Here is an 11,191-nt window from a genome sequence, read left to right on the forward strand (position 1 = left end):
TGACCGCACGGGAATTACCTAGAATATAAATCTGATGCAGAGGGTGTCTGAAATATCGAGAAAGCCTAAACTCAGATTTGTGATCAAGTATTGTTTTAAGTGCGACATAAACACCTATCTGTGTTACCATCGTGAGTAAAAGCAATATACAAAGACGTTTTATAAAGAGCAACATATATTAGAATTGGAAATAAATAAAGGAATTACCTGAAAAAGTGGAGAACAGTAAGATGTGCACCAGCAGAACGATGTTGATGATGAGTGCCTTTCTGTTCACTTTTTCAAAGTAATTGACAATTAGCAGATCAAGGACCAGTAGCGTGCCAGTGAGATAAAACAGTTTGATCACTGTAAATACGCTGGTGAGTTGTTTATTGTGCAGGGTAAAAATCCGCTGTAGGATATACATAGCGTCGTGCAGTGTTTGTGCACGAAAGAAGATCCAGGTCAGGGTTGTAATGCCAAAGGTAATAAAGATGGCAATCAGGCCTGGAAGTTTAAATTTGAATAGTCGCTGTATAATGAGGTAGATACCATGGAGAGCCCCCCAGATAATAAAGTTATAGCTGGCACCATGCCACAACCCGCCCAGGAGCATGGTAATAAATAAGTTGATATAGGTACGTACGGTGCCTTTGCGATTACCACCCAAAGGAATGTATAAATAATCCCTGAGCCAGCTGGAAAGCGAGATATGCCAGCGTTCCCAAAACTCACTGAAATTTTTGGAAAAGTAAGGTCTGTTGAAGTTTACCTTTAGTTCGATACCGAAGATCCTGCCTAGTCCCTGTGCGATGTCAGTATATCCTGAGAAGTCGCAATAGATCTGGAAAGAATAGAAGATAACGGCGAGTAATATGCTAAGGTCGGATACCATAGGGAGGTTATTAAAAACCGGGTCCACAAAAGTTGCGATGGTATCGGCAATGACCATTTTCTTAAAAAAGCCCTGAGTGATTTGGGAGAGGCCACTGCTCATACGTTCAGCATCTATTTCCCGCTTAGTGGTGAGCTTTGGCAGCATATCCTTTGCGCGGGAAATAGGGCCGGCTACAAGCTGCGGGAAGAAAGTCACAAATGAGGCGTAGGCAACAAAATCGCGTGTAGGCGCCAGTTTATTGTGATAGATATCGATGGTGTACGATAACGAGTGAAAGGTGTAAAATGAGATGCCGATGGGCAATAGAATATTTAATGAACTCAATTGTATATGGGTGAAATCATTAAATGACTGAATAAAGAAATTGAAATATTTAAAGAAGAAGAGAATGCCAATGTTCATAATAACGGCAGTGTTGAGCAGCCGTTTTTTGCTTCCTGGATCCTGCGCGTTATAAATGGCTATACCAAAGTAATAGTCCATGCAGACATTTGCAAGGAGCAGTGTGAGAAAACGATAATCCCAACAGGCATAAAAGAAAAGACTAGCTAGCAGAATAAGGTAATTCTGAAGTTTGAGTTTCCTGGATAGTAGAAAGTATAATGGGAAAAATATCAGTATGAAATATAGAAAGTTGATAGAATTAAAAACCATGAAATTTTAATATGAATATAATTTATTAGGCATAGATCATGCGTCGAAATTACTTTCACGACTGTTAAATAAAAGTTAAAATTTTCTTTTGTGTATTACTTAATGGGTTGAATTACAGTAATTAGTAATGCTTGCTATCTGCGGATGTGATTTTGTAGAATTTTTTCAAGTGGTTAAAATTTATTTTGTATTCTTTAACATGGTTTAGTTATTTAGCGACAAAAATGGCGATATCCCTTTAGTTAGGGTCTGCTGAATAAGTATTAAGATATTGTTAATCAATATTATATGGCTTATTATTTGCTACAGAAGTGCTTATATATTGAGTGATTCATCTCCAAAACCATGCAGCAATGATACGTTACACTCCTTCAAAACAGTTAACATTAGACGGATTTTCTACACCCTTCTCGCAGCAATTATCAACTAGCAATCGATGGGTTATACTGGCTGCAAAGATTCCGTGGGATAAACTGGCGGAGGTGTATTATAAAAAGATGCGGGCAGATTTTGGAGCTCCAACATTGAGTGCCAGGATGGTGATTGGTGCGGTGATCATCAAACATATACTGAACATAGATGATCGGGAGGTAGTAGAGCAAATCACGGAAAATATATATCTGCAATATTTTGTAGGCTTAAGCAGTTTTCAACAGGAGGCTCCCTTTGATGCATCGTTGATGGTAAGTATTAGAAAACGGTTAGGCATAGAAGTTATGTCCAGATTGAATGAGATTATTTTGCAGGAAGCGGGATTAACTAAAGTGAATGAAGAGAAGGTAGCGAATACCGAAGGAAATAGTGATCAGGATGAGAATGGAGGGGATAGAAATAACGATTGCTCGCAGGATCATATGAACAGTGTAAAAGAAAAGCCACCTGAAGCGCTATCAGGAACAGTGATGTTAGATGCGACTGTGTCAGAGCAACAGATCGAATATCCAACAGATATCAAATTACTGAATGAAGGACGCCGTCAATTGGAAGGGATGATAGAGCGGGGATGTCAGGCGGCGGAACTGGTAATGCCGCGGATGTATAGGAAGATAGCCAGGAAGCAATATCTGAATATTGCCAAAAAGAAAAACAAGAGCAAAAGAGATATACGCAGAGGTATCCGGCAGCAACTACAATATGTTAAGCGTGATTTAAAGTATATCAATTGGCTGATAGAATCAGATGCTACTTTTAAGGAGACGTTGAAAATGAAGGACTGGACCTTAATACAAGTGATTCAGGAAATGTATCGTCAGCAGGCAGAGATGTATAAGAAAAGAGAACAAAAAATGTCGGATAGGATTGTAAGTATCTATCAACCGCATGTACGTCCAATGCCTAGAGGTAAAGACCGTGTATCAACAGAGTTTGGGAGCAAGCAACTGGTGATGTTGAAAGATGGTTACACACATATAGAAAAGCTGAGTTGGGACAATTACAATGAAGGTGGATTGCTGATAGCCAGCCTGGAAACATATAAACGCTTGTTTGGTTGCTATCCTGAGCGTGTATTGGCAGATCAGTTGTTCGGCACACGTGAAAACAGACGATTCATGAAGGAAAAAGGGATCCGTTATGTTGGCAAGCCATTGGGTCGACCATCACCGGAGAGTAAGCAGCAAAAGCGATTATTACAAAAGGAGATGCCAGAACGAAATGCGATTGAAGGGAAGTTTGGACAAGGAAAAAATGCATATGGCCTGGGTAAGATCAAGGCCCGTCTAAAGGATACGGCTGAGAGTTGGGTGATGTCTATATACTTTGTCATGAATCTGCTTAAACTGGCAGCTGGTTCTTTGTTGTCAGCACTCCAAATCTATTACTGGCTGGTAACAGAGGGCTATTTGACCATAATGGTAAATAGCCCCGATGCACAATTTATACCCCGATATATGAGACGTCAGAAAGGGGAAATAGCCAGGTGTTAAAATGAAATATAATTGATCGGATAACTTATTCAGCAGACCCTAGTTACCAATTGCCCCAAAATTTTACCAGTATTTTATTGATATCTGCTATACCTAATGATGGCTGCGAATGTTCGTACTAATATTCAATCCCCTTATTGAATGATGCAATCACGATTATTATACTTATGCCTATTGTTTGTGTCACAGCATGCTCAATGCTATAATGAGGGATTGCCTTCCAACTATCAAAAGTGTAAAAATCCAGACCACCTTTTAAAAGTTAAATTAATAGTATGAAGAAATTTTTATTTTGTTTATCCCTTGTGATAGCTTCATTGCCCCTGAAGGCACAAATTTATAATGATAATATGGCGGCTTATTATAATAACTACACGCTTCCGAAAGGTTTAAAGATTAAAACAAACTTACCTTTTACGAATGATACGCATATGCGAACTATCATGCTCGAGGGGTATGTATTCGGTTCGGCGCAGTTGATAGATCTGAAGATCAGTTACTATATTTATAAAGACAGAATTTATTCTTCCAATATCAGTAGCAGTGGTGCATATACGCCACCTATTTAGTGTGTCAGGCATGCCTGTCAGCTGTAGGGTGCAAGTCCCAAACACGCTTTACAGTAGGAAGTGTTAGCTCAAGGCAAGGGTGTCCATCGTGAGATGGAATCTGAAAGAAGCCAGCGGCAAAAGTTCGAGCCTACGAACAGAAACTGGATAAAAGGCGGCGCGTTGAGGGGGATGTTGCTAAAGAAACAAAAGCCCCATACTGTACAGATCAATGCAACGTAAATTCAGAGGCTACATGAACTGAAAGCGGACAGGCTTACCCTGAGAGATCTGTGAATGCGTTGGCAGAGGGAGAAGCGCTTCCCCGCGCGGCAAACTCTTATAGAGATGTATTGAGGCGTTCACAGAAGTCAGCAAAGGCCATATTAGGTCAATTTTTTTTTTGACTGAAGGGCTGCATGTTAAAATAAGAGAAAGACCTGCAATATTCTATAATGAAAGCGATGAAAACAGCCACCTTAAGCGAACTGATTACCTGAAGACGGGCAGTACCTATGATAAGGGTAACCAGAGTTTAGCCTAATTATGGAATAGCAATGAATTCTCCTGTACGAGATTTTTTTTTAGTAAGATGCTGGAAACAATATTAGACAGACGCAATCTTGAGAAAGCCCTCCGGCATGTTATTGCCAATGGAGGAAGCGCTGGTATTGATGGTATGCAGACCGATGAACTTCGTGACTACCTCAATACCAGCTATCAGGTATTGCGTCATTCTATATTGTCGGGGGAATACAAGCCCCTGCCGGTAAAATCCGTATCCATTCCTAAACCCAATGGAGGCACCAGACAACTTGGTATCCCCTGTGTGAAAGACAGACTGATACAACAGGCCATCAGTCAATGGTTGAGTCAGTTCTACGAACCGATATTCTCCAAGTCAAGTTATGGTTTTCGTCCAGGCCGGAGTGCTCATCAGGCAGTTCAGGCAGGATTGGTCCATTTACATGAAGGCAAGGAATGGGTAGTAGAATTGGACCTGGCAAATTTCTTTGATCGTGTAAACCATGATCGTCTCATAAGTTTACTCTCCAGGCAGGTCAGTGATAAGCGGACCTTAAGTCTGATACGTCATTACCTGAACAGTGGTATTCTAACGGACGGGGTATTTACACAAAGAACAGAGGGTACGCTTCAGTGGCTGTTGTACAACCTTAATTTAAAGGCTCAATAACCTGCCCTATTAGGGAAGAGGTTATTGAGCCTTCTTTTTATGGGCAAGGCAGTAAAAAAGATGCTATTACCAATAGGGTCTACTATTGAGCAGTGTATGAGTCAATAAATGAGTATTTCGCACTAGTAAAGGGAAAACGGAGCAATTGCTTGCTTTTTTGTTGTAAAACAGGTGCTTTGATGCGGGGATGAGCCATAACCTTCATTAACTTTTTCAGGTTATAAGCAATAGAGGCCATAATCATACATTTGTTTGCCAGTTTAATTCCTTTAGTATAAACCTGTTTCATCCCGGCAAAATTAATCAGCGTACCTAACACAGGTTCTACAGTGCTACCTCGAAGCCTTGCCATTCTTCTACCTTTTTTGGATTGCATCCGTTGGTGCATCTGGTCGTTAAGCGCTTTACTGACTGAATCTTCTATACTCTTGATCCCAGTAGAACCTGTACAACTTTTTGCCAAAGGACATTGCCTGCAATCCTTTACACTGCTTCTATATATTTTAAGGGGTCTGCCTCTGTCAGTTCTGATACGCCTTAGCGTAAGATAAGCGCCTTGTGGACAGCAGTATCTATCATGTTCCTTTTCGTAAATAAATCCCTCTCGTTCTATTCTGTATCCGCATGGATTGGGAATATAGCCTTCTATATTATTGGCAGCTAATGCCTCTAAAACATTACCACTGCTATATGCAGTGTCTGCAAGGATTTCAGATATGGTTAGTCCATTTTTTTTCAGGTTTTTAATAGTATTATCTAACACCTGCTTAAAACATTGACTGTCCCCTTTATCTGCATGGAAGGCCTGAATGTTGGTTATTACATGGCTGGCTGTATCCACACTTACCTGGCTTAAATAATTTAGCTTGGTGATCTTGCCTGGTTTTACCGACATTCCTGCATCAGGATCAGACTTACTTACATGTGTCTTGTTGGTAGCTTTGACAGTAGCGACAGCCTGTGTGTTTTTTATTTTTTCATCTTTTGAAACAGCAGGAGTACCGGCCATATTTTCTTCAGCAGCTTTTAGCTCCTGCGCGTAGATACCGGCATCCGCCAAGATATCACGTTCAACCATGCTGGACATAGCAGCATTAGCTTTGACGAATACGCTATCTACGGCCTGCCTTCTACCTGAAACCAAGCCATTATCTATGCATTGTTTTAATACCTGTTTAAACAAAATAAGAAATTCATCTTCTCCATAAAGCTGCCGGGTACGGCTAAGGGTAGAATGCCAGGGAAGCTCCTCGTCTATATCATACCCCAGGAAATAAAGTATGTCCAAACGCATACGAGAAGTAGCAATTATACGTCTATCACTAACCTGATTTTCAAGATAGCCTACCAACATTAACTTCATGAAAACTATAGGGTCGATGCTTTTTTGACCCTCTTTGCCATAATACTTTGAGGTAGAACGATATAAATATGAAAAGTCTAATGTGCTTTTAAGCCGCCTGTAGAAATTGTCTTCCGGTATATGATCAGAAAGACTGAATTGCATGAATAGTTTCTCCTGATAACTTTTTTTTCCTTGCATACTCCAATTTAATAAAAGCATGCAAGGAAAAAAAGGTAAGGGCTGACATTTTAGTTGTGCAACAGCCACTTCAGGGCAGCCCTTTTAGTCCAATTCATTCAAACATCATTCTAGATGATCTGGACAAGGAATTGGAGAGAAGAGGCCATTGCTTCGTACGGTTCGCAGATGATATAAGTTTATACTTGTCCAGTGAAACGGCAGCTAAGCGAGTAATGCAAAGTATTACATTATACATTGAAGAAACGCTAAAACTGAAAGTGAACAAAGAAAAGACGAGGATCACGAATCCATTTGACAGTACGTTACTTGGATTTTCATTTTACCAGGTAAAAAGAAAATGGAAAACACGTATATCGAATAAAAGCATATCGCGTGTAAAATCCAAATGTAACGAGATTACCGGACGGAGTAATGGAATGTCAGAGGAAAGCCGAATAGAAAAACTAATGTCATTAATTAACGGATGGGTAAATTACTTTAAAATAGCAGAAGGCGTAAAAGAAAAGATGTTGGCTCTGGATGCCCATGTTCGAGCCAGACTTAGAACATGCTCATGGAAACAATGGAAGCATGGTAAAACTAGACTGAGAAATCTTCGGCAATTAGGTATAAAAGGCCCGGAAGCCTATTATTATGCATATAGTGGTAAAGGATACACTCATATGGCAAGGCAACGTCTGGTTAATATGGCATTATCAAATAGCTATTATCAAAAGAAAGGCTATGTAGGATTTTACGAAACATACCAGAGGATAATAGGGAGGCAAACATCTTTATTCTAATAAACCGCTGTATACCGGTCGGTACGTACAGTGGTGTGAGAGGCGTACCGTGAGCTCATGGCTCACGGCCGTCTACTCGATCGATTATTGCCAATGAAGATGGAAAGGTGGCATTATGGATCGATGATAAACCATATTCGCCAAGAGTCTATGTTCGTGCATTTTCCATGGGACAATCAGAGGATGTGGCCGCCAATTATACGGGTTGGACGATTGTAGACGACTTTCTGGCAACGACAGCTACTGTGGTCTCTTCTATAGCTTATAAAAACCAATTTAGACACAGTTATTCTAGCCGATACTTTGAATGCGACGCTGACCGGCCGCCTGGCCTTAGGTTCGCTGACACCGCGTGTTACGCTGGATGTGGCTACGACAATAGATGATACCACTGCCAGCATGCTTGGCAGACAGGCGTTTGGCAATGGTACTTCTAATGGTACCTATAACAATACCAATAGTGCTCCCTTGTTTGGGCTGGTCCATAAGATTGCAGGCTATATGAATAGCGGTATTGTTTTCAATAAGGGAACAGGTGTAACCGGTGGTTTTATTTCTTTCCTGACCAGTAACGGTACGGAGCGTATGCGGATAGATGCGACAGGAGATGTAGGCATCGGAACAACTACTACAAGTACTTATAAGCTGGCTGTAAATGAGACTATTGGTGCAAAGAAATTACAGGTTACACAAACGGGTTGGGCGGATTTTGTATTTCACAAAGATTATGAATTACCATACCTGAATGAGGTGTCGAAATATATAGATGTACATCAGCATTTACCCGGTATTCCATCTGCAACAGAAGTTGCTGCTAATGGAATTGATGTGGGATAAATGCCCTGCAGGCATTTCCCGGCCCAGTCCATCAAAACAACAGGAAGTATGCATCATAGGCAGCAATGCATGTCTGCCTATGATGCATACTGATCACTGAGATTTGCACAATTGATCATCTTAAAAAGCTTTGGCTCATTATCGACTTTTAATCTGCTAATGAGCCACATCAGCCGGGTCTTACCAATATTTGCACTACCCATTACCAACAATCCTTTTTGAAGATCAGTATTCAAAGCTGCCGTTTCTGTCTCATCCCGTAACACCCATGCCAGAATTTGTCGTACAGCCGTAAACTGATAACGCCTGAAGGTGAAGTCGCGCCAATGCGGGTATTCCCTGATATATCTCTTTGGCCGTAATTCTGAGTACAGGATTGTCCTTTTGTTTCCTCCATTTCATCACAAGGGCGAAGTACAGAGAGATATGATGTTTTTTGATTTTTTATCAGCAATGGAGTGCGCGGTACCTGTTGCTTCACCCGGTTGTCAGTGCATTGTTTATTTAAAAAAAATTAAACATGGCAAACGCAAGTAAGAACATTTTCATGGCAAATCAATCCGGATCTATCGGGAAACAGATGACCCTACCATCCGTAAACAGGGAACTATAAAGAAGATAGGGACATATTCACAAAAAAACAGTGAACAGCAGTAAGCTATCAGAGACCGTTTTGCAATGGCTGTTGGCTATGCTACCGGTGCGATGGCAGATCCGGAAAAGAAAGCATTATACCAGGCAGGGGCAGATGGTTCAAGAACAGCTTCCGCATATAATCTGGCAGTAAAGGATGCGATCAATCCTCCTGAAATGAAAGAGCTGAAGGCATTGAACTACAAAGGGGAAATCGGCGATAAGCTGCCACTGCATGTAAAAGATGTAGTAGAGGTAGCGAGTGTAGAGGTAAGCATTGTAATAGCCGATGGTACACTGGTAGAAACCGGTCAGACCGTGAAATTTTATAAATTTTGCTGGCAGTACACCACGACTGCGGCCAATCATGCCGTAAATGGCAGCAAGGTCAATGTAGTTGCGACAGACCTGGCAGACAATGAAACAGTAGTAGATTTCATAGTATAAGGTTAGTAAGTAATATAGGAATGAAGCCCCCCGGACGATTCTTCATCCGGGTTATTTTATTTTAATGCCATTCCCTGATCAAATGCCTGCACATGGAAGTGCTGGGAGTAAACCCTGCTATCCGGGAAGAGCACGATCTGCCAAAATACCGGCAGGTAGAATTATTTCATATAGTATAGGTTGTGAAAGAAAAATAGTACATACGTATAGCTAGACTTATTGGTAATACAGAATTGTTCAAACTGCACTATATTTTATCAACGATCAGATAAACAGTGAGATAACGGGAAGATTTCTGCAGAAATCACGGTATGTATTTAGTTGTAGTCACCGGTATCCGGGGGGAATCGTATATATATCCTAGTGTGTGCGTACAGATGCAGCAGGATAGGGAAGAGGTGTGAAAATGATGCTGGATAAGGAACTCTGCAATATCCCATTAAAGTGGGATGGAAATGAACGAATGGCAAAAATAATAAAAGAATAATTTCTCGTTAACCAAGGGTTAACAAAATCGTATCGAGTAATGCATTAATATTGCATAACAAACATTGCAAGGGTAGCCCCAGCTACTTGATCTGAAACAAAGGAATTCGGTAACTGGGGTTAACAAACAATGGATGAAAGACCGGCTTTCCATTCATGGTTGGCCGTTTTTTTTTGCCCTAAATTCTCCCAATCAAAAAAGCCCCCCAGAGGAGGGCCCTAAAATACACACTCAAAAGGTTTGGTCAAACCTGGTTTTCCAATGTAAATTCTTATACTGCTATTGAAAGCTGTTGCCGGTAATTCTTTAAGGAATTCTGGATCTGCTGTACAGGAACATGCCATGTCTTAAATCCCGGGTAGGTCTCTGATGTTATTGCTTTGCTTGCAAATAGCACATCTGCCTTACGCCCCATACCTCCCAGATGAAAGTACTGCATGCCTGCAGTTTTCCCCAACCCACCTGCTTCTGCCAATAACAAGTGCAATGGTGCATGTTGTAAGTATTGCTCATGTGTAGCGGCCAGATGCAACTGCATCATGTCATTACAAAACGTGAGTAATACCCCTGCTGCCACCTGCGTACCCTGACATGCCAGTAATAATGTGCTTTCAAAACCACTAGGTCTGAGTATCTGTCTGAACCACGCTTTATCAAAATGAGCGCTTCCTGATTGCAGGTGCATACTATTTCTATAATAAATGTCTGCAAATGTATCCACGTCGTGAATCGATGTCGCCTGCCTTACCGTATATCCCTTTCGCCGGAGTAGTGATACATTGTTGCCGAAGTTTTCGCCATAATTTGCTTCCTGCATACCTGGAGAAAGCGACAGGTCTATCAACAGGCTATCGGCATGCTGTTGCAGGCGCCCTGTGCGCAACGGCTTAAAGGCGGCGTGAATGAGGGGATGCAGCAGGATACTCGACTCTGAGATCTGCTGTTCTTTGAGGTACTGTAAAAACGCAATTTCAAATCGCTCCTGTACGCCATTGTCCAGCACCGCAAAATTCCGGCTGGCCAGAGGACCTGCAAACCCACTGATGTACCTTATACCTTCAGTGCTGCTATTCATTACCACAGGCAACGCGATATAGTCATCACGTTCTTCATAGACCAATAAAACAGGTTCGCCCGGAAATGTACTGTGATAATACCAGGTATGGTTAAAGTCAAATGTATGGGCGTTTCGGATGTAACGATCCCACCGGGTATTGTCATAAATGGACACAGTAATAAAAGACATATTCTCTACTA

9 protein-coding genes are annotated in these 11,191 nt (G+C 41.3%); 6 read left to right on the forward strand and 3 right to left on the reverse strand.

Annotated features, from left to right (window positions below):
- Positions 1-178: 178 nt before the first annotated feature.
- Positions 179-1,363, reverse strand: a complete 1,185-nt coding sequence (locus QQL36_RS21940) for an MBOAT family O-acyltransferase (RefSeq protein WP_415751035.1) — start codon at positions 1,361-1,363, stop codon at positions 179-181.
- Positions 1,364-1,887: 524 nt separating this feature from the next.
- Here QQL36_RS21940 and QQL36_RS21945 point away from each other — a divergent pair.
- The 3 genes from QQL36_RS21945 to QQL36_RS21955 all read left to right on the forward strand — a co-directional run bounded on the left by QQL36_RS21945 (position 1,888) and on the right by QQL36_RS21955 (position 5,202).
- Positions 1,888-3,459: an IS5 family transposase gene (locus QQL36_RS21945; protein WP_321566779.1), complete on the forward strand. Its 1,572-nt coding sequence runs from the start codon at positions 1,888-1,890 to the stop codon at positions 3,457-3,459.
- Between the two features lie 275 nt (positions 3,460-3,734).
- A complete protein-coding gene (locus tag QQL36_RS21950) occupies positions 3,735-4,028 on the forward strand; it encodes a hypothetical protein (RefSeq protein WP_321566780.1) in 294 nt (97 codons plus the stop codon).
- 571 nt (positions 4,029-4,599) lie between these two features.
- The gene (locus QQL36_RS21955; protein WP_321566781.1) at positions 4,600-5,202 is read left to right on the forward strand and encodes a reverse transcriptase domain-containing protein; all 603 of its coding nucleotides are present in this window, start codon (positions 4,600-4,602) and stop codon (positions 5,200-5,202) included.
- An 82-nt stretch (positions 5,203-5,284) separates the two neighbouring features.
- On the opposite strand, the gene QQL36_RS21960 is transcribed toward QQL36_RS21955, so the two are convergent.
- Positions 5,285-6,745, reverse strand: coding sequence for an IS1182 family transposase (locus QQL36_RS21960; RefSeq protein WP_321566782.1), 1,461 nt, complete (start codon positions 6,743-6,745; stop codon positions 5,285-5,287).
- 56 nt (positions 6,746-6,801) lie between these two features.
- On the opposite strand from QQL36_RS21960, the gene QQL36_RS21965 reads away from it, so the two are divergent.
- The 3 genes from QQL36_RS21965 (at position 6,802) to QQL36_RS21975 (ending at position 9,447) form a co-directional block, all read left to right on the forward strand.
- Complete coding sequence (locus QQL36_RS21965) at positions 6,802-7,530, forward strand: group II intron maturase-specific domain-containing protein (RefSeq protein WP_321566783.1); 729 nt, start codon at positions 6,802-6,804, stop codon at positions 7,528-7,530.
- Between the two features lie 303 nt (positions 7,531-7,833).
- Positions 7,834-8,367 carry a hypothetical protein gene (locus QQL36_RS21970; protein WP_321566784.1) on the forward strand — a complete coding sequence of 178 codons (534 nt, stop codon included), beginning with the start codon at positions 7,834-7,836 and terminating at the stop codon, positions 8,365-8,367.
- 678 nt (positions 8,368-9,045) lie between these two features.
- Complete coding sequence (locus QQL36_RS21975; protein ID WP_321566785.1) at positions 9,046-9,447, forward strand: hypothetical protein; 402 nt, start codon at positions 9,046-9,048, stop codon at positions 9,445-9,447.
- A 758-nt stretch (positions 9,448-10,205) separates the two neighbouring features.
- On the opposite strand, the gene QQL36_RS21980 is transcribed toward QQL36_RS21975, so the two are convergent.
- Positions 10,206-11,180 carry a GNAT family N-acetyltransferase gene (locus QQL36_RS21980; RefSeq protein WP_321566786.1) on the reverse strand — a complete coding sequence of 325 codons (975 nt, stop codon included), beginning with the start codon at positions 11,178-11,180 and terminating at the stop codon, positions 10,206-10,208.
- Between the last annotated feature and the right edge of the window lie 11 nt (positions 11,181-11,191).

It is taken from the genome of Chitinophaga sp. LS1 (genome assembly GCF_034274695.1).
Lineage (GTDB): Bacteria > Bacteroidota > Bacteroidia > Chitinophagales > Chitinophagaceae > Chitinophaga.